The organism is Vibrio sp. VGrn 2 (genome assembly GCF_009361695.1).
GTDB classification, from domain to species: domain Bacteria; phylum Pseudomonadota; class Gammaproteobacteria; order Enterobacterales; family Vibrionaceae; genus Vibrio; species Vibrio diabolicus.
The window spans coordinates 22,367-44,389 of sequence record NZ_RBWD01000015.1 but is presented as its reverse complement, the minus strand read 5'-3'; the positions used below and the strand labels follow the sequence as shown (position 1 = coordinate 44,389).

The window sequence follows — 22,023 nt, the reverse complement described above, 5'->3', positions numbered from 1 at the left end:
GTGGATATTACTAGAGGTACGAATACATGGTAGCTGCGTTAGCTAGACCAGGACGAGAGCTCGCAAGGCAATTGTTAATGATCCAGTCTGGCGCGGTTATTTTTGTGGCAGCAGGAATGGCGGTAGCCATAAATCCTGACTGGGGATTTTCAGCGCTGATTGGCGGAGGCATTTTTGTTGTTGCCAATGCAGTATTCGCGCTGTGTGCTTTCATGTTTAGTGGGGCTCGCGCTGCCAAGCGCATCGCGGCTTCCTTCTATACGGGTGAAGTACTGAAAATTCTCATCACGGTTGCACTGTTCTATGTTGCCTACATGTATATGCAGGTGGAACTTGTTCCCCTCAAACTAACCTATTTGCTGGTACTAGGTATTAATATCTGTGCACCAGTGCTATTCATTAACAACAAAAAATAGGATGAGTTATGGCTGCGCCAGGTGAAGCGCTAACATCGTCCGGTTACATTGCCCACCACCTTTCTAACCTATCGCTGTATAAGTTGGGTTTAGTAGGGTCGGAGACAAGTTTCTGGAACGTACATATCGATAGCCTGTTTTTTTCTTGGTTTACTGGTTTAATCTTCCTCGGAATTTTTTACAAAGTAGCGAAGAGAACAACAGCGGGTGTACCGGGTAAGCTTCAGTGTGCTGTAGAAATGATCGTTGAATTTGTCGCCGATAACGTCAAAGACACGTTCCATGGACGCAACCCACTGATCGCGCCTTTAGCACTGACTATCTTTTGTTGGGTATTTTTGATGAACGTGATGGACTTAGTTCCTATCGACTTCTTACCGTACCCAGCAGAACATTGGCTAGGTATCCCTTACCTTAAGGTTGTACCGTCTGCTGATGTGAATATCACCATGGCTATGGCTCTAGGCGTTTTTGCATTGATGATTTACTACAGCATCAAAGTGAAAGGTCTAGGTGGATTCGCAAAAGAACTTGCACTACATCCATTCAATCACCCACTTATGATTCCGTTTAACCTACTGATTGAAGTGGTATCGCTACTGGCGAAGCCTCTATCACTTGGTATGCGTTTATTCGGTAACATGTTCGCGGGTGAGGTTGTATTCATTCTTTGTGCGGCAATGCTACCATGGTACTTACAATGGATGGGTTCACTACCGTGGGCAATCTTCCATATCTTGGTTATTACGATTCAAGCCTTCGTATTCATGATGTTGACAATTGTTTACCTGTCAATGGCACACGAAGATCCTGATCATTAATTTTTTTAAAGCTTTTTATTTGGGCACTAAGCCAACAACTATAAATTGGAGATAGTAATGGAAACTTTACTGAGCTTTTCTGCAATCGCCGTAGGTATTATCGTCGGTCTTGCTTCTCTTGGTACAGCGATTGGTTTCGCACTGCTAGGTGGTAAATTCCTAGAAGGTGCTGCACGTCAACCAGAAATGGCTCCTATGCTACAAGTTAAGATGTTCATCATCGCGGGTCTACTTGATGCGGTTCCAATGATCGGTATCGTAATCGCGCTACTATTCACTTTCGCAAACCCATTCGTTGGTCAACTAGGTTAATCACCTTTAACTCGGGACGAGCGATTAGCGCTTGTCACTGATTAACACTAAGTCCAAATAGAGGGGTAGCTGTTGTGAACATAAACGCAACTCTGCTAGGTCAAGCAATCTCGTTTGCACTATTTGTGTGGTTCTGCATGAAGTATGTATGGCCACCATTGATGAAAGCGATCGAAGAGCGTCAGAAGAAAATTGCTGATGGCCTTCAAGCAGCAGAACGTGCTGCGAAAGACTTGGATCTAGCACAAGCCAACGCTTCTGATCAATTGAAAGAAGCGAAGCGCACAGCAACTGAGATCATCGAACAAGCGAACAAGCGCAAGTCTCAAATTCTTGATGAAGCTCGCGAGGAAGCTCAGGCAGAACGCCAGAAAATCCTAGCGCAAGCAGAAGCAGAACTTGAAGCTGAACGCAATCGTGCGCGCGATGACCTGCGCAAACAAGTTGCTACTCTGGCTGTAGCTGGTGCTGAGAAAATCCTTGAGCGTTCTATCGATAAAGATGCGCAAAAAGATATTCTCGACAACATTACTGCAAAACTTTAAGTCTGGGGGCGCATATGTCTGATTTGACTACTATCGCACGCCCCTATGCTAAAGCAGCCTTCGACTTTGCTTTAGAGAAAGACCAGTTGGACCAATGGGGCCAAATGTTATCTTTTGCTGCTGAAGTGGCCAAAAACGAACAAATGAACGAACTTCTAACCGGTTCGGTTTCTGCTGATAAAATGGCAGAGATTTTTGTTGCAGTTTGCGGCGAACAAGTTGATACGCACGGTCAAAACCTTTTGAAGGTGATGGCTGAGAATGGTCGTTTAGCGGCCCTTCCTGATGTTTGCACAGAGTTTTACACTCTGAAGAAAGAGCATGAGAAAGAAATCGATGTTGAAGTCATTTCAGCAACAGAACTTTCTAATGAGCAACTTGCAAACATTGGCAGCAAACTTGAAAAGCGTCTTGAACGCAAAGTGAAGCTGAATTGCAGTGTAGATGAGACCCTACTTGGTGGGGTTATTATTCGAGCCGGAGACCTAGTCATCGATGACTCAGCGCGTGGTCGTTTGAACCGCCTGAGCGATGCATTGCAGTCTTAATGGGGATTGGAGCATGCAACTTAATTCCACGGAAATTAGCGATCTAATCAAACAACGTATCGAATCTTTCGAAGTTGTTAGTGAAGCTCGCAACGAGGGTACTATCGTATCGGTAAGCGATGGTATCATCCGCATCCACGGCCTAGCGGACGTGATGCAAGGTGAAATGATTGAATTACCGGGTGGCCGTTATGCACTGGCACTTAACCTTGAGCGTGACTCGGTTGGTGCGGTTGTAATGGGCCCATATGCTGACCTTAAGGAAGGCATGAAAGTTACAGGTACTGGCCGCATTCTTGAAGTGCCAGTTGGTCCAGAACTACTAGGCCGCGTAGTAAACACGCTGGGTGAGCCTATCGATGGTAAAGGTCCAATCGAAGCGAAAATGACTTCGCCTGTAGAAGTGATCGCACCAGGTGTAATCGACCGTAAATCGGTAGACCAACCTGTGCAAACTGGTTATAAGTCAGTTGACTCAATGATCCCTATCGGTCGTGGTCAGCGTGAGCTTATCATCGGTGACCGTCAGATTGGTAAAACAGCACTGGCGATCGACGCGATCATCAACCAGAAAGACTCTGGTATTTTCTCTATCTACGTAGCAATTGGTCAGAAAGCATCGACTATCGCTAACGTAGTTCGCAAACTAGAAGAGCACGGCGCACTACAAAACACTATCGTTGTAGTTGCATCAGCTTCTGAATCTGCAGCGCTGCAATACCTAGCGCCATACGCAGGTTGTGCGATGGGTGAATACTTCCGCGATCGCGGTGAAGACGCACTGATTGTTTACGATGACCTATCTAAGCAAGCGGTAGCTTACCGTCAGATCTCTCTACTACTTAAACGTCCACCAGGCCGTGAGGCATTCCCAGGTGACGTATTCTACTTACACTCGCGTCTACTAGAGCGTGCAGCTCGTGTAAACGAGGAGTACGTAGAACGTTTCACTAACGGTGAAGTGAAAGGTAAGACTGGTTCATTGACAGCTCTTCCTATCATCGAAACTCAAGCAGGTGACGTTTCAGCATTCGTACCGACTAACGTAATCTCGATTACCGATGGTCAGATCTTCCTACAAACTGAGCTATTCAACGCCGGTGTTCGTCCAGCGGTTGACCCAGGTATCTCAGTATCTCGTGTAGGTGGTTCAGCTCAGACGAAAATCATCAAGAAACTATCAGGTGGTATCCGTACAGCACTAGCTGCATACCGCGAACTAGCTGCATTTGCTCAGTTCTCTTCTGACCTTGATGAAGCAACGAAGAAACAGCTAGACCATGGTCAAAAAGTAACAGAACTAATGAAGCAGAAGCAGTACGCTCCAATGTCTGTATTTGATCAAGCTCTAACTATCTTCGCGGCAGAGCGCGGTTACCTTGATGATGTAGAACTTAACAAAGTTCTAGATTTCGAGGCGGCTCTACTATCGTACGCTCGCGGTCAATACGCTGAACTAGCAGCTGAGATCGACAAGTCTGGCGCTTACAACGATGAAATCGAAGCTCAGTTGAAGAAACTGACTGACGACTTCAAAGCAACCCAAACTTGGTAATTAGGTCGGTGGCAGTTTCTGCCACCAACTAACGGAGAGTAACGATGGCCGGCGCAAAAGAGATACGTAATAAAATCGGTAGTGTTAAAAGCACGCAGAAAATTACGAAAGCGATGGAAATGGTAGCAGCTTCAAAAATGCGTCGTTCTCAAGATGCAATGGAAGCTTCTCGTCCATACGCTGAAACAATGCGTAAAGTGATCGGTCATGTGGCTAACGCAAACCTAGAGTACCGTCATCCGTACCTAGAAGAGCGTGAAGCTAAACGTGTTGGTTACATCATCGTTTCGACAGACCGTGGTCTGTGTGGTGGTTTGAACATTAACGTGTTCAAAAAAGCCGTTACAGACATGCAAACATGGAGAGAGAAAGGTGCTGAGATTGAGCTTGCCGTTGTTGGCTCAAAAGCAACAGCTTTCTTTAAACATGGTGGCGCAAAAGTTGCGGCACAGGTTTCTGGCCTGGGTGATAACCCAAGCTTAGAAGACCTAATCGGTTCTGTTGGCGTAATGCTGAAGAAATACGATGAAGGTGAGCTGGACCGTCTATACGTAGTATTCAACAAGTTTGTGAATACTATGGTTCAGCAACCAACGATCGATCAATTGCTACCTTTGCCTAAATCGGACAGCGAAGAGATGCAGCGTGAGCACTCATGGGACTACATCTATGAGCCTGAGCCAAAACCTCTACTGGATACGCTACTAGTGCGTTACGTAGAGTCTCAGGTATACCAAGGTGTGGTTGAGAACCTTGCTTGTGAACAAGCGGCTCGAATGATTGCGATGAAGGCTGCAACGGATAACGCAACCAACTTGATTGACGATTTGGAACTTGTGTACAACAAAGCCCGTCAGGCTGCGATCACACAAGAACTATCGGAAATCGTTGGTGGTGCAGCTGCGGTTTAAGCTTAGGTAAAACGAAATAGTTTAGAGGATTAACGATGGCTACAGGTAAGATCGTACAGATCATCGGTGCGGTAGTCGACGTAGAGTTCCCACAGAGCAATGTACCTAGTGTATATGACGCTCTAAACGTAACGGACTCAAAAGAGCGTCTAGTTCTTGAAGTTCAACAACAGCTAGGCGGTGGCGTAGTTCGTTGTATCGTAATGGGTAGCTCTGATGGTTTACGTCGTGGAGTTGAAGTGGTTAACACTGGCGCTCCAATTTCAGTACCAGTCGGTACTAAAACTCTAGGTCGTATCATGAACGTCCTAGGTGACGCGATTGATGAGCGTGGTGAAGTGGGCGCGGAAGAGGTTTACTCTATCCACCGCAGCGCACCAAGCTACGAAGAACAATCAAACGAGATCGCACTTCTAGAAACGGGCGTTAAAGTAATCGACCTAATTTGTCCATTCGCTAAGGGTGGTAAAATCGGTCTATTCGGTGGTGCTGGTGTAGGTAAGACCGTTAACATGATGGAACTTATCAACAACATCGCACTACAGCACTCAGGTCTATCCGTATTTGCGGGTGTTGGTGAGCGTACTCGTGAAGGTAACGATTTCTACTACGAGATGCAGGAAGCGGGCGTTGTAAACGTTGAGAAGCCTGAAGAATCGAAAGTAGCGATGGTTTACGGTCAGATGAACGAGCCACCAGGTAACCGTCTACGTGTTGCACTGACTGGTCTAACAATGGCAGAACGTTTCCGTGACGAAGGTCGTGACGTACTACTGTTCATTGATAACATCTACCGTTACACACTTGCAGGTACAGAGGTATCGGCACTGCTAGGTCGTATGCCTTCTGCGGTAGGTTACCAGCCAACTCTTGCAGAAGAGATGGGTGTACTTCAGGAGCGTATCACGTCAACGAAATCAGGTTCTATCACGTCTGTACAGGCGGTATACGTACCTGCGGATGACTTGACTGACCCGTCTCCAGCAACCACGTTCGCGCACTTGGATGCAACGGTTGTACTTAACCGTAACATCGCTGCAATGGGTCTATACCCTGCGATCGACCCACTAGATTCAACATCTCGTATGCTTGATCCACTAGTAGTTGGTCAAGATCACTACGAAGTTGCTCGTGGCGTTCAGCAGACACTTCAGCGCTACAAAGAGCTGAAAGACATCATTGCTATTCTTGGTATGGACGAGCTATCTGAAGAAGATAAGCAAGTTGTATCTCGTGCACGTAAGATTGAGCGTTTCCTAACTCAGCCTTACCACGTAGCAGAAGTATTTACAGGTGACCCTGGTATTTACGTACCTCTAAAAGAGACTCTACGTGGCTTCAAAGGTCTACTAGCTGGTGAATACGACGACATTCCTGAGCAGGCATTCATGTACTGCGGTAGCATCGACGATGCTATTGAGAATGCGAAGAAGCTATAAGGCTAACTAGGAGGCGATATGGCAGCAATAACCTTTCACCTAGACGTAGTAAGCGCTGAGAAGAAAATCTTCTCTGGTCGTGTTGAAACGTTTCAGGTGACCGGTAGCGAAGGTGAACTTGGTATTTTCCATGGTCACACACCGCTGCTGACCGCTATCAAGCCTGGTATGGTGCGTATTGTGAAACAGCACGGCCACGAAGAAATCATTTATGTTTCTGGTGGTATGGTAGAGATTCAGCCTGGTACAGCGACTGTACTGGCTGATACCGCTATCCGTGGTGAAGAGCTAGACGCAGCGAAGGCAGAAGAAGCCAAGCGCCGCGCTGAGGAGCAAATCCAGAATCAGCATGGTGACATGGACTTCGCACAAGCGGCCAGTGAACTGGCTAAAGCCATTGCTCAGCTACGAGTTATCGAGCTGACAAAAAAGCGTCGCTAAGCTCAATTAGCAACGTTGCATGACAAAAGGCGGCCAAATGGTCGCCTTTTTGATTAATTTTAGTTGGAAATTTACCTTACTCCATTAACTATTTTAAAAGAGCTGTTTAAAATAACGGCCAATTAACATAAAACGTCAATAGGTTCTCAATGAAATTCAGTGCTGTGATTCTTGCTGCGGGTAAAGGTACCCGTATGCATTCGAACATGCCTAAAGTGCTACACACTTTGGCAGGGAAGCCAATGGCAAAACATGTGATTGATACATGTACTGGTCTTGGTGCACAAAATATTCACTTAGTATTTGGTCACGGTGGTGATCAAATGCAAACCACTCTTGCTGAAGAACCAGTAAACTGGGTGCTGCAAGCGGATCAGTTGGGAACTGGCCATGCGGTTGACCAAGCATCTCCTCGCTTTGAAGACGATGAGAAAATCCTCGTGCTTTATGGTGATGTGCCATTAATCTCAGCCGAAACCATCGAGAACTTGTTGGATGCTCAACCAACTGGTGGTATTGCACTGCTTACAGTGATGCTTGATAACCCAACAGGTTATGGTCGTATTATTCGTAAAAATGGTCCTGTTGTTGCGATCGTTGAGCAAAAAGATGCAACGGAAGAACAAAAACAAATTAAAGAGATCAACACTGGCGTGATGGTTGCGACTGGTGGGGATCTTAAGCGTTGGTTGTCTGGCTTAAACAATAACAACGCGCAAGGCGAGTACTACCTAACTGACGTTATTGCAGCCGCACACGATGAAGGTCGCGCCGTTGAAGCAGTACACCCAGTCAATGCCATTGAGGTGGAAGGGGTCAACGACCGCGCACAGCTTGCTCGTCTAGAGCGTGCTTTCCAATCAATGCAAGCTCAGAAGCTACTAGAGCAAGGTGTGATGCTACGCGATCCAGCACGCTTTGATTTGCGTGGTGAGTTGCAGTGCGGTATGGACTGTGAAATCGACGTGAATGTTATCATTGAAGGTAAAGTATCACTCGGTGATAACGTGGTTATCGGTGCTGGCTGTGTACTGAAAGATTGCGAAATCGACGACAACACCATCGTTCGCCCTTACAGTGTGATTGAAGGTGCAACGGTTGGTGAAGAATGTACCGTTGGTCCATTTACTCGCCTTCGTCCTGGTGCTGAGATGCGTAACGATTCCCATGTGGGTAACTTCGTAGAAGTGAAAAATGCGCGCATCGGAGAAGGCTCAAAAGCGAACCATCTTACTTACTTAGGCGATGCTGAAATCGGTCAACGTACGAACATCGGTGCCGGTACGATTACTTGTAACTACGATGGTGCGAACAAGTTTAAAACCATCATCGGTAATGATGTATTTGTTGGTTCTGATAGTCAGTTGGTGGCGCCTGTCACTATCGCTGATGGCGCAACCATCGGTGCAGGTACGACGCTGACAAAAGATGTTGAAGAAGGCGAGTTAGTGATTACTCGCGTCAAAGAGCGCAAAATTAATGGCTGGCAACGCCCTGTAAAACAGAAATAAGCAGTACCTACACTCTGTTGCTATATTATCAAAGCCGCTCAACAAGAGCGGCTTTGTTGTTTCTAGCTAAAGGCTTCATCGTTAGTAACTGGGAATGGCGATGCGTTTTTCGAGCCAACGAACGGCTTGGGATACGAATAGAATGAGCAACAAGTACTCCAAAACGAGGAAGGTATAAATCTCTAGGGGTAAGTACTCATTCACCACCAGCTCATTGGCACGGCGAGTGAGGTCGCTCAAACCAATCACACTAACCAAAGAACTCATCTTCAGGATATACACAAATTGATTTCCCAATGGTGGGAGAATTTGTCGAAACGCTTGGGGAAGAATTACCAAGCGCATCTTTTGCCAATAGCTTAAGCCCAAAGATTCAGCCGCTTCATGCTGGCCACGGCTGATCGCTTGTATCCCACCGCGAAACACCTCCGCCATAAACGCACTCTCAGCAATGGTCAGTGCAATAACACCCGCCCAAAAGTGATTGAGTGAGACATCCAACAGCGTTGGCATGCCGTAATACACCCAAAGTAGTAAGACTAAAACAGGCACTGAACGGACTACCTCGACGTAAATGCGGTTGATCCACTTCAAGTAGGGAGAGTTCGACAGAGCCGGTAGGGCGATGATTAAACCTAATGTCATCGCAAATAACATACTGAGGAGTGATACTTGGATGGTGTCACTAAATCCGGCGATTAAAAACTTCAGATTGGTGAGTCCTTGCTCCGTAGAGGGATCGAGCACATACCAGCCCCATTGATAATCTGAGCAACCTGTGAGCAACAGCAGCGAAATCAGCCATAGAGTTCGAAAGGTCACATTTACTCCCTGAATTAACTAAAAAACTTCCATTGTTGCTGCTATGTTATCAATAGAGCTTTAATAAAGGTTAATCATTAAACCGTATAAGGTCATTATTTTTAAGGGAATAAAAATGAAAAAGATTTTACTAGCGCTAGGAATGTGTTTACTTGCTGCAACTCAAATTGCTCATGCTGAAAGCCGTCTTCAATCCATTTTAGACAGTGGTGTACTCCGTGTTGGAACGACGGGAGATTGGAATCCGATGACGATGAAAGACCCTGCAACCAACAGTTATCGTGGCTTTGATATCGACGTAACGACAGAGCTTGCTAAAGATCTCGGTGTAAAAGTAGAGTATGTAGCCACGGATTGGAAGACGCTAGTCAATGGCATTACCGCCAACAAATACGATATTACTGGCAGCGCGTCCCTGAATATGTCGCGCGCGAAAGTCGCTGGATACAGCCAACCGTATTTCTACCTTGCCTTTGTACCCGTTGTGCAAAAGAAAGATCTCGCCAAATTCTCTGATTGGGCAGATTTTAATACGCCTGATGTGAAAGTCGCGGCGACACTAGGAACGGTGCAAGAAAAAATGGTGAAAGAGTTTTTCCCGCTGGCTCAACACATTGTGATTGAAGCGCCAGCGCGCGACTTCCAAGAATTACTAGCTCGCAGGGCCGATGTATCGGTGACGTCCAATGTGGAAGCAGCGACGTTGGTGGACAAGTTTAAACAACTAGCGATAGTACCAGTGGCCGCTCCGCGTAAACCGACACCAATTGCGATGCTGTTGCCGCAAGACGATCAAGTATGGATTAATTACATCAACCATTGGGTTGAGCTGAAAAAGACCCAAGGCTTTTTCAAGCTGACTGCCAAGAAGTGGGGGTTGAAAAGCTTATAAACAAAAAGAGCCGCATTATGCGGCTCTTTTTTATTATCTGAACAATTAAAGTTCGTCTTCACTCACTACACGAGCATTGTCTGGAGTCGTGAAGTGCTGAGACAATTCACGGTTAGATAAGATGTAACCCATCCAAAGACCACCCATACAGATGATGATTGCAACGCCCGTTACCATTTGAGCTTGGCTTGCCATTGCAGCAACTAATGCGCTTGATAGACTGCTCACAGTAATTTGTAAGCTGTTTTGCAGGCCTGCAGCTGTTGCAGGGCTTTGCTTAGCACTTGCCAACGCGCGGTTTACTACGATTGGGTATAGCGCACCATTGGCTACCGCAATTAAACAGAAAGGCGCTAGAATTGGCCAGATAGAAGACAGTTCCCATTGTGAGGCAATGAATATCATTATTGCCGCGACACTAAATAGTCCAATCAATTGACGTAGAACTTTTTCATCACCAAATTTACGAACGCCGACTTTACCCAAGTAACCACCAGCCATAAACGCGATAGTTTGTGGGATAAAGCTCAAACCAATATCTTTTGCTTCATAGCCTAGTTGCGCCATGATTTCTGGCATACCTGTTAGGTAAGCAAAGAATGCAGCCGAAGCCGTCGCAAACATAAACACGTTGCCAAGGTACTTTTTAGAACTCAGCAGCGCTTTGATGTCGGCAGACATACTGGTTTGTTTGATTTCTGCTTTCTCGTCTTTTTGGGCCATTGTCGCAAAGACCAAGAAGACACCAACTAGTGTTAGCGTAATAAAGATACTGTGCCAGCCGAAGTTATCTGCCAACACTACCCCTAATTGAGGTGCTAGCGCTGGTGATAGAGCGACTAACGGCATGATCGTTGCGAAAATTTGCTGACTGCTGCTTGAGTAGCGTTTAATGACCATGGCTTGCCAGATCACGGCTGGTGCACATACACCGATAGCTTGGATAAAGCGCAGTGTCAGTAGTTGCCATACTTGGTCACAGAAAGCCAAACCGAATGATGCGATAGTAAACAGCACTAACCCGGCCGCGAGTGTATTGCGGTGGCCAAATTTATCGGATGCCAATCCCCACATTAGCTGGCCAACCGCCATACCAACTAGGAATACCGTTAAAGAGAGCGCTATTTGCTCAGGGCCTGTTGCAAAGTCGATTTCCATCGCTTTGAATGCTGGCAGATACATATCGGTAGCAACGAAGCCAAGCATCGATAATGCTGCCAGATAAATGAGCTGTAGTTTTGATATTTTCATGATTCAACCAGTCAAATTATTTAATCATTTTTTAATCAACATCAGTTGGCGCCAACCCTGATTTATTTACCTTATTATTCTATTTTTCGATTTTAAGAAAATAAAACGCTAAAATTGTTGGTTATCAATCAAATTTTTTGAAAGGTTAAATCATGTTCTCTAAAGCGTCTCTGGAAATGCTGGATACGGTTGCCCGTTTAGGCAGTTTTACCGCTGCGGCTGAGGTGCTACATAAAGTCCCTTCAGCCATCAGTTATGGAGTAAGGCAGGTCGAGCAAGATTTAGATGTGGTGCTGTTTCGACGCTTACCGAGGAAAGTGGAGTTAACTCCAGCAGGTGAACTTTTTATGGCTGAGGCTCGCTCTTTGCTGCGTCAAATGGAAGAGGTGAAAGCACAAACACGCCGAGCCGCTCAGGGATGGAAGAGTACATTAAAACTGACCTTAGATAACGTGGTGAAGTTAGAGAAGCTCAAACCTTTGGTGGAAGATTTTTATCGCGAGTTTGAATTTGCTGAATTGCAGATCAATATGGAGGTCTTCAATGGTTCTTGGGAGGCTATAGCACAAGGACGAGCTGATATAGTCGTTGGAGCCACGTCTGCGGTTCCCGTTGGTGGGGATTTTGAAGTCAAAGATATGGGCGTATTGGATTGGGCATTTGTGATGTCTCCCGCTCATCCCTGTGTTCGCCAACAAGTGCTTACTGAAGAGTTTGTGAGTCAATTTCCGGCGATCTGCCTTGATGATACTTCAAACGTGCTGCCAAAGCGCCATACTGGCCATTACCCGCAACAACGCCGATTGTTACTACCCAACTGGTACAGTGCAATTGAATGTTTGAAAAATGGAGTTGGCGTGGGTTACATGCCACGTCATATTGCAACGCCACTGATCAATGATGGTGTGCTGGTGGAGAAGGTGATGCCAGATGATAAGCCGCTCAGTCATTGTTGCTTGGTCTGGCGCAAAGATGATAATCATAAATTGATCCAATGGATGGTGGATTACCTAGGATCGCCTAATCAGCTACATCAAGATTGGTTACAGTCATAAAAAAACACCTCGCAATAGCGAGGTGTTTTATTTGATATGTTTGGAATGTGGCGTTTTATGACAGGAAGAACTTGTAAGACGGGTTGTCTGTTTCGTCTTTGCATTGATAGCCAAGTTCGCGTAAATGCGCAGAAAACTGAGCTAAATCTCCTTCATCTAACTCGAAACCACATAAAACGCGTCCGTAGTCTGCGCCGTGGTTACGGTAGTTGAACAAGCTAATATTCCAATGGGTACCAAGAGTGCTTAAGAATTTCAGCAAGGCACCTGGGTACTCTGGAAATTCAAAGCTGTAGAGTCGCTCTTTGAGTTGCTTCGATGGCTTCCCGCCGATCATGTAGCGAACGTGTAGCTTCGCCATTTCATCGTCAGAAAGGTCAACCACCGGATAGCCACCTTCACGTAGATCGTGAATGATGTTTTCCAACTCTTCTTGACCACCTTGCAGACGAACACCGACAAAGATATTAGCGAGTTCGTCATCGTTATAACGATAGTTAAACTCCGTAACTGCACGGCCGCCAATCAAGTTACAGAACTCAAAGAATGCTCCTTGGCGTTCAGGGATCGTCACTGCCAATAAACCTTCACGTTTTTCACCAAGCTCACAGCGCTCAGAAACATAGCGTAACCCGTGGAAGTTGGTGTTTGCGCCAGACAGTACCGTGCCTAGGTTTTTGTCTTTCAGCTTGTTCTGTTCAGCAAATTTCTTCAAACCGGCCAGAGCAAGCGCACCCGAAGGCTCAGCAATCGCTCGGGTATCTTCAAAGATGTCTTTTACTGCTGCGCAGATTTCATCACTAGACACCGCAATGTGGCCATCAATGTACTTTTGGCACAGACGGAAAGTCTCTTCACCAATGCGCTTTACTGCAACGCCATCGGCAAACATGCTGACTTGGTCTAGTACCACTGGTTCACCAGCATCCAGCGCTGCTTTAAGACAAGATGAGTCTTCCGGCTCTACGGCAATGACTTTGATTTCTGGCATTAACTGCTTCACGAGTACCGCAACACCAGCGGCCAAACCGCCGCCACCGACAGGAACAAAGATGTAATCAAGGTGACCATTTTGCTGCAGCATTTCCATACCGATGGTGCCTTGACCTGCGATCACCAGTGGGTGATCAAAGGGGGGCACAAAAGTATAGCCATATTGCTCTGACAAACGTTCGGCTTCTGCTTTTGCTTCATCAAAGTTGCTGCCGTGCAGCACCACATTGCCACCAAAGCTGCGTACGGCGTCGACTTTGATATCCGGCGTGGTCTTTGGCATCACGATAGTGGTTTTGATGCCCAGCTTAGTGCCAGACAGCGCCATGCCTTGAGCGTGGTTACCTGCCGATGCTGCGATGACACCAGCGGCTTTCTGCGCTTCAGATAAACTCGCCACCATGTTGTATGCACCGCGCAATTTGAACGAGTGCACGGGTTGGCGATCTTCACGCTTGATCTGCACATTATTCCCGATACGTGCAGATAAACGAGGCATTTCTTGCAGTGGCGTCACTGTTGCTACTTCATAAACAGGTGCGCGAAGGATTTGGCGCAGATAGTCTGCGCCAGTTTGATTTACTTTCTTTTCGGGTTGAGATTCCATCATTGCTAGTCCTCTAGCTTCGACTTGTCTCGTACTGCACCCTTGTCAGCACTGGTGGCCATGCTCGCGTACGCTTTAAGTGCAAAGGAAACTTCTCTTTGACGATCAACAGGTTTCCAGCCTAGTTCATCTTGTTTTGCACGGCGCTCAGCAAGTTCTTGTTCAGACACTTGGAGTGAAATTGAACGGTTTGGAATATCAATTGCGATCATATCGCCTTCTTTTACCAGACCAATTGCACCGCCGTTTGCTGCTTCAGGAGAGGCGTGGCCGATAGACAGACCTGATGTGCCGCCAGAGAAACGGCCGTCAGTCAGAAGTGCACACTCTTTGCCAAGGCCCATCGATTTTAGATAAGTGGTTGGGTAAAGCATTTCTTGCATGCCCGGACCACCTTTAGGGCCTTCGTAACGGATAACAACCACGTCGCCTGCTTTTACTTTGCCGCCTAAGATGCCTTCTACGGCGTCTTCTTGGCTTTCAAATACCACGGCTGGGCCAGTGAACTTATGAATGCTTTCATCAACACCAGCTGTCTTAACGATACAACCATCTAATGCGATGTTGCCTGATAGAACGGCTAGGCCACCTTCTTGGCTGAAGGCGTTGTCTTTCGCGCGAATACAACCTTCTGCACGGTCGTCATCAAGGCGATCCCAACGACAATCTTGCGAGAACGCTTGGGTGGTACGAATACCAGCCGGACCGGCACGGTAGAACTTAAGTACTTCTTCGTCTTCCGTTTGGATGATGTCGTATTTTGCCAACTGCTCTTTCATTGAAAGACCCAGTACGGTGCGAGCACCATTGTGCAGTAGACCAGCACGATCTAATTCACCAAGAATCGCCATTACGCCACCAGCGCGGTGTACGTCTTCCATATGATATTTCTGAGTGGATGGTGCCACTTTACATAGGTGCGGTACTTGGCGAGACAGGCGATCGATATCTTCCATATCGAAATCCACTTCACCTTCTTGCGCTGCAGCTAACAGGTGCAAAATGGTGTTGGTTGAACCACCCATGGCAATATCCAGTGCCATTGCATTTTCGAAGGCATCATAAGTTGCGATGTTGCGTGGCAACGCGGATTCGTCATCTTGCTCGTAGTAACGACGAGTCAGTTCAACAATGCGTCTGCCCGCGTTAAGGAATAGCTGTTCACGATCAGCGTGAGTCGCCAACATAGAACCGTTGCCCGGCTGAGAAAGACCCAGTGCTTCTGTTAGGCAGTTCATCGAGTTTGCCGTGAACATGCCTGAACACGATCCACAGGTTGGACATGCGCTGCGTTCGATCTGCTCGCTTTGCTCATCAGATACTTTTGGATCCGCGCCTTGGATCATTGCATCAACAAGGTCTAGTTTGATGATCTGATCAGAAAGCTTTGTTTTACCCGCTTCCATCGGGCCACCAGAAACAAAGATAACCGGGATGTTGAGACGCATGGATGCCATCAACATTCCCGGAGTGATTTTGTCACAGTTAGAGATACATACCATGGCATCAGCACAATGCGCATTCACCATGTATTCTACTGAGTCTGCAATCAGCTCACGCGATGGCAGTGAATACAGCATGCCGCCGTGACCCATTGCGATACCATCATCAACCGCGATGGTGTTGAATTCTTTCGCAATACCGCCAGCTTTTTCGATTTCGCGTGCCACAAGCTGACCCATGTCTTTCAGGTGTACGTGACCCGGAACAAATTGAGTAAACGAGTTCACCACGGCGATAATTGGTTTACCGAAGTCTTCTTCTTTCACACCCGTTGCACGCCATAGTGCTCGTGCACCCGCCATGTTACGACCATGTGTTGTGGTTGCTGATCTATATTTTGGCATTTCTTAAATCCTTCTTACTTCTGTTCTGGGTACACATAGTCTAACCAGCCCCACTTATCTTCCGTGGTGCCGTCAAATAGGCCAAAGTAGGCTGCTTGTAGTTCTTTAGTGATAGGGCCGCGCTTACCAGTGCCCACTTCAATTTTGTCGATGGTTGCCACTGGCACAATTTCAGCTGCAGTACCTGTCATGAAGACTTCATCGGCAAGGTAAAGCGCTTCACGTGCAATGTTGGCTTCACGTACTTCGTAGCCTTTATCGCGTGCATTCGTCATTATCGAATCACGCGTGATGCCCGGAAGAATCGCGCTAGTTGCTGGTGGTGTGGTGATCACGCCATCTTTGATAACGAAGATGTTTTCGCCAGCCCCTTCAGATAGGTAACCATCTACGCTTAGAGCAATACCTTCGTCGTATCCGTGACGACGGGCTTCACCACCAACCAGTAGTGAAGATAGGTAGTTACCGCCGGCCTTAGCTGCTGTCGGGATGGTGTTTGGTGCCGCGCGGTTCCAGCTTGAAATCATCGCATCCACGCCTTTCTCTAGCGCTTCTTCGCCTAAGTAAGAGCCCCAAGGGAATGCCGCAATGATTAGATCCATTTCAGTGCCAACTGGTGGGCACACGCCCAAACCAACATTACCGACAAAACCTAATGGACGAATGTAAGCGCTATCGAGTTTGTTTTGGCGCAGTGTTTCGCGGGTAGCTTCCATGATTTCTTCTACAGAAAAAGGGATCGGGAAACGGTAAATCTTGGCGGAATCTTTTAAACGTTGTGCATGCTCACGGTGACGGAAGACAATTGGGCCTTTTGGTGTGTTGTAACAGCGCACGCCTTCAAACACGGATGTACCATAATGCATTGCGTGAGTCAGAACGTGAACGTTAGCCTCTGCCCATGGAACCATCTCACCATTAAACCAAATGAAATCTGCAGTTTTCGTTGCCATTTGTTGCCTTCCTTATGCACTTACGTGTTGTTGTAAGTTGTGATTTGGCAGTTCATCGTTGCGGATTTTTAGCACCTCAACCTTACGAACGTCCCACAACTTCTCTATTTGATTGATCAAAAACGAGATTGGTCGATCGCTGTCGACAATGATCTCGACGCTGGCTACTTTACTTTCATGGTTTTGCGTAGCAGCGACTTGTTTGATCACGAAGCCTCGGTGACGAATCACACGTAGAACGCGCTCCAACAGTACCGGTTTGTCATCGGCTTTGATGTCGAGTAAATATCTGTCCATGCGATTGTCTCCTATGTATTTTCCAACATATCACTGTTTGATGCGCCAGGTGGCACCAATGGCCACACGTTTTCTTCTTCATCAATCAAAACGTGAAGCATGTAAGAAGTTTCACTCGCTAGCATCTCTTTCAGCGCTGGCTCCACTTCTTCTTTCTTGGTGATGGTCTTGCCCGGGATATCGAACGCTTTTGCTAGCATCACGAAATCTGGGTTGTCATCAAGAATGGTTTCACTGTGGCGACCGTCGAAAAACAGCGATTGCCATTGGCGAACCATGCCAAGACGTTGGTTATTAAGAAGGACAATCTTCACTGGAATCTGACGACGCTTCAGCGTGCCCAATTCCTGCACGTTCATCATAAATGAACCGTCACCTGTAATAAGGATAGACTGATCATCAGGACGTGCGACTGCTGCCCCCATCGCTGCTGGCAAGCCAAAGCCCATGGTGCCAAGGCCAGCAGAAGTGATGAAATTTTGTGGTTCGCGTGGCTGGATATGTTGCGCTGCCCACATCTGGTGCTGACCGACATCAGTCGAGACAATTGAGCTGTCTGGCATCATGTCTGACAGTTGTTTAAGCAATAGCGGTGCGTAGATTAACTCGCCCGGGTGGTCGTAACGCCACTTAAAGCCGCTGCGCAGACTTTCACTGTGATGAACCCACGGTGAGATATCTTGAGTCAGCTCTAGCTGAGGAAGAATGGTGTTGATGTCGCCACGTAATGGTGCGTTGGCGTGGCGCAGTTTATGAATCTCCGCAGCATCAATGTCGATGTGAATCACTTTCGCATTTGGTGCAAACGTGTCGAGCTTACCCGTCACACGGTCATCAAAACGCGCGCCAACCACAATCAATAGATCGGCTTCTTGAACCACTAGGTTAGCGGCTTTGGTGCCGTGCATGCCCAACATACCAAGATAGTGAGGGTCATGGCGTTCAATGGTACCGAGGCCTTTTAGTGTGCTAACTGCTGGCATTGGGTTTAAGCGAAGGAATTCGCGTACTGCATCGGTTGCTTTAGCGAGTTGCACGCCACCACCAACATACAACACTGGGCGAGTTGAGGCTGCCAGTACATCTTGTGCGCGCTTAATGTCTTCAGCGCTGACATCTTCGATTGCAGGCGCTACGTATGGAGGCAGTAGATCTGTTGGGGTTTGAGCCAGTTGAACGTCTTTGGCGATATCGACAATGACTGGACCCGGACGACCCGTTTTGGCCACTTCAAACGCTTCGGCTAGCGTTGGCGCTAGGTCTTCAATTTCGGTCACGAGATAGCTGTGCTTAGTACAGGCTAGGGACATTCCGATCACATCCATTTCTTGGAATGCATCGGTACCGATATGAGAGCTAGCAACCTGGCCTGTGATGGCAACTAGAGGTACGGAGTCAAGGAAAGCGTCGGCAAGGCCGGTAACAAGGTTAGTGGCCCCTGGGCCGGAAGTTGCCATGCATACAGCAACGTCTTGAGTGGAACGAGACATACCAATTGCGGCCATGGCGGCCCCTTGCTCATGACGGCATAGGATGTGTTCCACCCCTCCGTCATACAAAGCATCGTAGATTGGCATGATGGCCCCGCCAGGGTAGCCAAAAACGGTTTCGATGCCTTGCTGTCTTAAAGCGGCTACGACAAGTTGTGCACCAGTCATCGTAAACCTCCTTTGCTACGTTGTGGCTCGTAGCGATTGCCATATTTATTGCACTTCATGTGCACTCCCATTCTTCCCGTTAAACTGTCCGAGGGTTAGACAGATGACAACTTGTAGTTGTAAAAAAACCCCCGGACTTTTCAGTGCGGGGGTTTTTTGTAATTTGTGGTTACCTTTCGCCCACAATACCCCGCGCGGTGCCAATAATGACCACGATAATCAGGGCTAGCAGTGCGTTGATATGAGCGAAAAGGTTCATCTGTCTGTCGTTCTTTTTTCGTTAAAAAATGTTGTGTAATGTTCTACGAAATTGTTTGCGTCATTAGTGGTATCACACAATTCCGCTGCATGACAAGCAAAAAGTCATTCTTTTTTCACATTAACTCTCAATTGGGACGCGGTATATAACATAACCAACTAGATAAAACATTTGTTTACAGAGTGTTCAATAAATTGAGGAACGTATGGGGCTGGCAATCATTCATAGTCGAGCAAGCGTCGGGGTGCAAGCGCCATCGGTTAGTGTAGAAGTTCATATTAGCAATGGTATGCCCGGGTTTACCTTGGTAGGGCTGCCAGAGACGACGGTAAAAGAGTCCAAAGATCGCGTTCGTAGCGCGATCATTAATTCTAATTTTCAGTTTCCAGCTAAGCGGATCACCGTTAATTTAGCTCCAGCAGATTTGCCCAAAGAGGGAGGGCGTTTTGATCTTCCTATCGCATTGGGCATTTTGGCCGCTTCGGAGCAAATCGCGACAGATAAGCTTAAAAACTACGAATTTGTTGGCGAGTTAGCGCTATCTGGTGGTCTGAGGCCAGTAAAAGGTGTGTTACCTGCTGCGCTGGAAGCCAGTAAGATTCAACGTCATTTGGTCGTCCCACATGTCAATGGCGATCAGGCGGCGCTGGTGGGGAAGGAACAACATAAATCGGCCCAATCATTACTGGAAGTATGTGCCGAGCTTTGTGGTCAACATAGACTGAATCTTTTTCAAACGCCTAAGCGCAAAATAGTCGAAAAACATGGTCGAGACTTACAAGATATTATTGGCCAACAACAAGGTAAACGCGCATTGGAGATAGCTGCCGCTGGAAACCACAACTTACTTTTCCTTGGCCCGCCAGGTACTGGAAAAACCATGTTGGCTTCGCGTTTGTGTGACTTACTACCGGAGATGAGTGACGAAGAAGCAATGGAAACCGCTTCGGTGGCATCGTTGACTCAGAGTGAAATTAATGAGCACAATTGGAAGTCGCGTCCGTTTCGTTCTCCGCATCATTCAAGTTCAATGGCGGCATTAGTTGGCGGTGGCTCGGTACCCAGACCCGGGGAGATTTCTTTAGCCCACAACGGCTTGTTGTTTCTCGACGAAATGCCCGAATTTGACCGAAAGGTGCTGGACTCGTTACGCGAACCGCTCGAATCTGGTGAGATCATTATCTCTCGGGCGCAAGGTAAAACACGTTTTCCGGCTCGCTTCCAATTAGTTGGAGCATTGAACCCAAGCCCGACAGGATATTACGAAGGCAATCAAGCCCGCACCAATCCACAAGCTATTTTGCGCTACCTTGGTCGATTATCTGGACCACTGTTAGATCGCTTTGATATGTCTTTAGAAATCCCAGCTTTGCCCAAAGGGACATTAGCAGAAGGTGGTGATCGAGGTGAGCCGACCGCTATCGTTAAAGAACGTGTGAATCATGCGCGTACCAATATGTTGAACCGCAGCGGTAAGGTAAATGCACTGTTAGGCAGTCGAGAAATCGAGGCGTTTTGCCTCTTACACAAAAGTGATGCGGAGTTTCTTGAAACCGCTTTGCATCGTTTGGGGCTTTCGATTCGCGCGTATCATCGCATTATCAAAGTGGCGCGAACAATCGCCGATCTTGATGGGGCGGAGCAGATTGAACGAGCGCACTTGGCCGAGGCGCTTGGGTATCGAGCGATGGATCGCTTACTGAAACAACTCACGGCGCAAGCGGTATAGAGACGTGCAAATATCACCGCAACAAGTGTTGTAAGTGCCTTGTTGCGATGAAGGACGTTAGAAGGTGTAGTTGAGACCAAGAGACAACAGGTACTCTTTCTCATCATAGAACGTGATATTTGAGTCCGTTTGGCTGTAGCCAGCTAAAGAGATGAACGACCAGTTTTGCCAGTCAAATACGTTTTGATATTCATAGGCTGCAAATAGGCTGACGGTGTCGTCATTTCGTGTTTTAGCAAAAGTTTGGCTAGCGGCTTGATAGTCTTTCCATGCATAACCTGCGGTGAGGGCCAACCGATGGCGGTTGATAAATTTAAACCAACTGATGTCAAACCCGTACGAATCAAATGATTCCGCACTACCGTCGGCATCTTGATTAATGTAGGTAAACGCCGGTTGCAACATGGATGTTTGATTAAGTGAAATCCGATAGTCACCTTTAACGTAGTAAAGGCTCGCCTCGCGAGCGAGTGAACGGTCCGTTACTTCTTCTTGCTCAATGTCTTTATCAGCATAAGCGAGATCAAGGTTGAAGTTTTTATCAATCAATCCCTTGATTTGAAAGCGATAGGCATTGCCGTCCACATCCGTTTCTTGACGGGCGACTCCGACTTGATATGGGTTACGCCAAGTTTCGCTTTTGAGCACGGTCGGTAGATAGGAAATATCGAGCACGGTGCCGGATGGCAACTCGTGTTGATAGCCCAGCTGAAAAGCGAGTGTACCAACTGCGACATCGGAACGTGTGGTACCCGCGTACACTTGGTGATTGAGTCGGTTACCAAAAGTGTAAGTAATGCTTCCTAGCGGCGCAGCGATAACGGAGCTGTCACTATCGGCGCGCTTATCGAGAGAATCGATGGTGTTACTATTTTCCGTATTGAAGTTGGATTCTGATGATACAAATCCGGCATTCAGCGAAATTTCACCGCCAAAACCTGCGGTTTCAGCGAGTTGAGCCTGAGCAGAACTGACGACAAAGGCCAAAGGCAAGAGAATTAGCCTTGGTTTCATTCGTTATCTCCTTATTGTCGAATGAGTGGTGCAAATATTGGTTGAGGTAACAAATCTGACCATTCCCACGCATATTCCAATGTGGCAAAGGCGCAGTATAATTACACGCTGTTTTATTCTTCACACATTATCACTGTTGTTTGACTA

21 protein-coding genes are annotated in these 22,023 nt (G+C 47.2%); 13 read left to right on the top strand and 8 right to left on the bottom strand.

The window, feature by feature from the left end:
- The first annotated feature begins 26 nt into the window (after positions 1-26).
- The 10 genes from D8S93_RS20265 to glmU all read left to right on the top strand — a co-directional run bounded on the left by D8S93_RS20265 (position 27) and on the right by glmU (position 8,499).
- Positions 27-416 carry a F0F1 ATP synthase subunit I gene (locus tag D8S93_RS20265; RefSeq protein ID WP_005378921.1) on the top strand — a complete coding sequence of 130 codons (390 nt, stop codon included), beginning with the start codon at positions 27-29 and terminating at the stop codon, positions 414-416.
- Positions 417-424: 8 nt separating this feature from the next.
- Complete coding sequence (gene atpB, locus D8S93_RS20260) at positions 425-1,237, top strand: F0F1 ATP synthase subunit A (protein WP_005378922.1); 813 nt, start codon at positions 425-427, stop codon at positions 1,235-1,237.
- 57 nt (positions 1,238-1,294) lie between these two features.
- Entirely contained in the window at positions 1,295-1,549 is a 255-nt protein-coding gene (gene atpE, locus D8S93_RS20255) for a F0F1 ATP synthase subunit C (RefSeq protein ID WP_002540812.1), read from the top strand.
- A 74-nt stretch (positions 1,550-1,623) separates the two neighbouring features.
- On the top strand, positions 1,624-2,094 hold the full coding sequence (atpF, locus tag D8S93_RS20250) for a F0F1 ATP synthase subunit B (RefSeq protein WP_031780375.1): 471 nt from the start codon (positions 1,624-1,626) through the stop codon (positions 2,092-2,094).
- A 14-nt stretch (positions 2,095-2,108) separates the two neighbouring features.
- Positions 2,109-2,642, top strand: a complete 534-nt coding sequence (gene atpH, locus D8S93_RS20245) for a F0F1 ATP synthase subunit delta (protein WP_152815131.1) — start codon at positions 2,109-2,111, stop codon at positions 2,640-2,642.
- 13 nt (positions 2,643-2,655) lie between these two features.
- Positions 2,656-4,197, top strand: a complete 1,542-nt coding sequence (atpA, locus tag D8S93_RS20240) for a F0F1 ATP synthase subunit alpha (protein ID WP_005394084.1) — start codon at positions 2,656-2,658, stop codon at positions 4,195-4,197.
- 44 nt (positions 4,198-4,241) lie between these two features.
- Positions 4,242-5,108 carry a F0F1 ATP synthase subunit gamma gene (gene atpG, locus D8S93_RS20235; protein WP_150916029.1) on the top strand — a complete coding sequence of 289 codons (867 nt, stop codon included), beginning with the start codon at positions 4,242-4,244 and terminating at the stop codon, positions 5,106-5,108.
- Positions 5,109-5,143: 35 nt separating this feature from the next.
- Positions 5,144-6,547 (top strand): F0F1 ATP synthase subunit beta, encoded by a 1,404-nt coding sequence (atpD, locus tag D8S93_RS20230; protein WP_005383849.1) that lies wholly within the window; start codon positions 5,144-5,146, stop codon positions 6,545-6,547.
- Between the two features lie 18 nt (positions 6,548-6,565).
- Positions 6,566-6,988 carry a F0F1 ATP synthase subunit epsilon gene (locus D8S93_RS20225; RefSeq protein ID WP_005378937.1) on the top strand — a complete coding sequence of 141 codons (423 nt, stop codon included), beginning with the start codon at positions 6,566-6,568 and terminating at the stop codon, positions 6,986-6,988.
- 149 nt (positions 6,989-7,137) lie between these two features.
- Complete coding sequence (gene glmU / locus D8S93_RS20220) at positions 7,138-8,499, top strand: bifunctional UDP-N-acetylglucosamine diphosphorylase/glucosamine-1-phosphate N-acetyltransferase GlmU (protein ID WP_005394079.1); 1,362 nt, start codon at positions 7,138-7,140, stop codon at positions 8,497-8,499.
- 81 nt (positions 8,500-8,580) lie between these two features.
- Here the strand turns inward: glmU and D8S93_RS20215 are convergent, their stop codons facing one another.
- Entirely contained in the window at positions 8,581-9,321 is a 741-nt protein-coding gene (locus tag D8S93_RS20215; protein ID WP_031780374.1) for an amino acid ABC transporter permease, read from the bottom strand.
- 115 nt (positions 9,322-9,436) lie between these two features.
- Here D8S93_RS20215 and D8S93_RS20210 point away from each other — a divergent pair, with 115 nt between their 5' ends.
- Positions 9,437-10,213: a transporter substrate-binding domain-containing protein gene (locus tag D8S93_RS20210; RefSeq protein WP_047010280.1), complete on the top strand. Its 777-nt coding sequence runs from the start codon at positions 9,437-9,439 to the stop codon at positions 10,211-10,213.
- Between the two features lie 45 nt (positions 10,214-10,258).
- On the opposite strand, the gene punC is transcribed toward D8S93_RS20210, so the two are convergent.
- On the bottom strand, positions 10,259-11,464 hold the full coding sequence (gene punC, locus D8S93_RS20205; RefSeq protein WP_031780373.1) for a purine nucleoside transporter PunC: 1,206 nt from the start codon (positions 11,462-11,464) through the stop codon (positions 10,259-10,261).
- Between the two features lie 152 nt (positions 11,465-11,616).
- On the opposite strand from punC, the gene punR reads away from it, so the two are divergent.
- Positions 11,617-12,519 carry a DNA-binding transcriptional activator PunR gene (punR, locus tag D8S93_RS20200; RefSeq protein WP_005394068.1) on the top strand — a complete coding sequence of 301 codons (903 nt, stop codon included), beginning with the start codon at positions 11,617-11,619 and terminating at the stop codon, positions 12,517-12,519.
- A 55-nt stretch (positions 12,520-12,574) separates the two neighbouring features.
- On the opposite strand, the gene ilvA is transcribed toward punR, so the two are convergent.
- Genes ilvA through ilvG form a run of 5 tightly spaced genes read right to left on the bottom strand, consistent with a single transcriptional unit; the run spans position 12,575 to position 18,874 of the window.
- Positions 12,575-14,122, bottom strand: coding sequence for a threonine ammonia-lyase, biosynthetic (gene ilvA, locus D8S93_RS20195; RefSeq protein WP_053807526.1), 1,548 nt, complete (start codon positions 14,120-14,122; stop codon positions 12,575-12,577).
- Between the two features lie 2 nt (positions 14,123-14,124).
- Positions 14,125-15,966, bottom strand: a complete 1,842-nt coding sequence (gene ilvD / locus D8S93_RS20190; RefSeq protein WP_152815128.1) for a dihydroxy-acid dehydratase — start codon at positions 15,964-15,966, stop codon at positions 14,125-14,127.
- Between the two features lie 14 nt (positions 15,967-15,980).
- A complete protein-coding gene (ilvE, locus tag D8S93_RS20185) occupies positions 15,981-16,919 on the bottom strand; it encodes a branched-chain-amino-acid transaminase (protein ID WP_152815125.1) in 939 nt (312 codons plus the stop codon).
- A gap of 12 nt (positions 16,920-16,931) precedes the next feature.
- On the bottom strand, positions 16,932-17,216 hold the full coding sequence (gene ilvM, locus D8S93_RS20180; protein ID WP_005378958.1) for an acetolactate synthase 2 small subunit: 285 nt from the start codon (positions 17,214-17,216) through the stop codon (positions 16,932-16,934).
- A gap of 11 nt (positions 17,217-17,227) precedes the next feature.
- Positions 17,228-18,874: an acetolactate synthase 2 catalytic subunit gene (gene ilvG / locus D8S93_RS20175; RefSeq protein ID WP_152815122.1), complete on the bottom strand. Its 1,647-nt coding sequence runs from the start codon at positions 18,872-18,874 to the stop codon at positions 17,228-17,230.
- A gap of 464 nt (positions 18,875-19,338) precedes the next feature.
- On the opposite strand from ilvG, the gene D8S93_RS20170 reads away from it, so the two are divergent.
- Positions 19,339-20,862 (top strand): YifB family Mg chelatase-like AAA ATPase, encoded by a 1,524-nt coding sequence (locus D8S93_RS20170; RefSeq protein WP_152815119.1) that lies wholly within the window; start codon positions 19,339-19,341, stop codon positions 20,860-20,862.
- A 57-nt stretch (positions 20,863-20,919) separates the two neighbouring features.
- On the opposite strand, the gene D8S93_RS20165 is transcribed toward D8S93_RS20170, so the two are convergent.
- Entirely contained in the window at positions 20,920-21,876 is a 957-nt protein-coding gene (locus D8S93_RS20165; protein WP_152815116.1) for a DUF2860 domain-containing protein, read from the bottom strand.
- Between the last annotated feature and the right edge of the window lie 147 nt (positions 21,877-22,023).

Coding starts and splice junctions, on each gene's coding strand:
- atpG (WP_150916029.1), top strand. CDS start 4,242: ATGGCCGGCGCAAAAGAGATACGTAATAAAATCGGTAGTGTTAAAAGC.
- atpD (WP_005383849.1), top strand. CDS start 5,144: ATGGCTACAGGTAAGATCGTACAGATCATCGGTGCGGTAGTCGACGTA.
- ilvD (WP_152815128.1), bottom strand. CDS start 15,966: ATGCCAAAATATAGATCAGCAACCACAACACATGGTCGTAACATGGCG.
- atpE (WP_002540812.1), top strand. CDS start 1,295: ATGGAAACTTTACTGAGCTTTTCTGCAATCGCCGTAGGTATTATCGTC.
- ilvM (WP_005378958.1), bottom strand. CDS start 17,216: ATGGACAGATATTTACTCGACATCAAAGCCGATGACAAACCGGTACTG.
- atpB (WP_005378922.1), top strand. CDS start 425: ATGGCTGCGCCAGGTGAAGCGCTAACATCGTCCGGTTACATTGCCCAC.
- D8S93_RS20210 (WP_047010280.1), top strand. CDS start 9,437: ATGAAAAAGATTTTACTAGCGCTAGGAATGTGTTTACTTGCTGCAACT.
- D8S93_RS20165 (WP_152815116.1), bottom strand. CDS start 21,876: ATGAAACCAAGGCTAATTCTCTTGCCTTTGGCCTTTGTCGTCAGTTCT.
- ilvE (WP_152815125.1), bottom strand. CDS start 16,919: ATGGCAACGAAAACTGCAGATTTCATTTGGTTTAATGGTGAGATGGTT.
- ilvA (WP_053807526.1), bottom strand. CDS start 14,122: ATGATGGAATCTCAACCCGAAAAGAAAGTAAATCAAACTGGCGCAGAC.
- D8S93_RS20170 (WP_152815119.1), top strand. CDS start 19,339: ATGGGGCTGGCAATCATTCATAGTCGAGCAAGCGTCGGGGTGCAAGCG.
- atpA (WP_005394084.1), top strand. CDS start 2,656: ATGCAACTTAATTCCACGGAAATTAGCGATCTAATCAAACAACGTATC.
- D8S93_RS20225 (WP_005378937.1), top strand. CDS start 6,566: ATGGCAGCAATAACCTTTCACCTAGACGTAGTAAGCGCTGAGAAGAAA.
- D8S93_RS20265 (WP_005378921.1), top strand. CDS start 27: ATGGTAGCTGCGTTAGCTAGACCAGGACGAGAGCTCGCAAGGCAATTG.
- punR (WP_005394068.1), top strand. CDS start 11,617: ATGTTCTCTAAAGCGTCTCTGGAAATGCTGGATACGGTTGCCCGTTTA.
- punC (WP_031780373.1), bottom strand. CDS start 11,464: ATGAAAATATCAAAACTACAGCTCATTTATCTGGCAGCATTATCGATG.
- glmU (WP_005394079.1), top strand. CDS start 7,138: ATGAAATTCAGTGCTGTGATTCTTGCTGCGGGTAAAGGTACCCGTATG.
- atpH (WP_152815131.1), top strand. CDS start 2,109: ATGTCTGATTTGACTACTATCGCACGCCCCTATGCTAAAGCAGCCTTC.
- ilvG (WP_152815122.1), bottom strand. CDS start 18,874: ATGACTGGTGCACAACTTGTCGTAGCCGCTTTAAGACAGCAAGGCATC.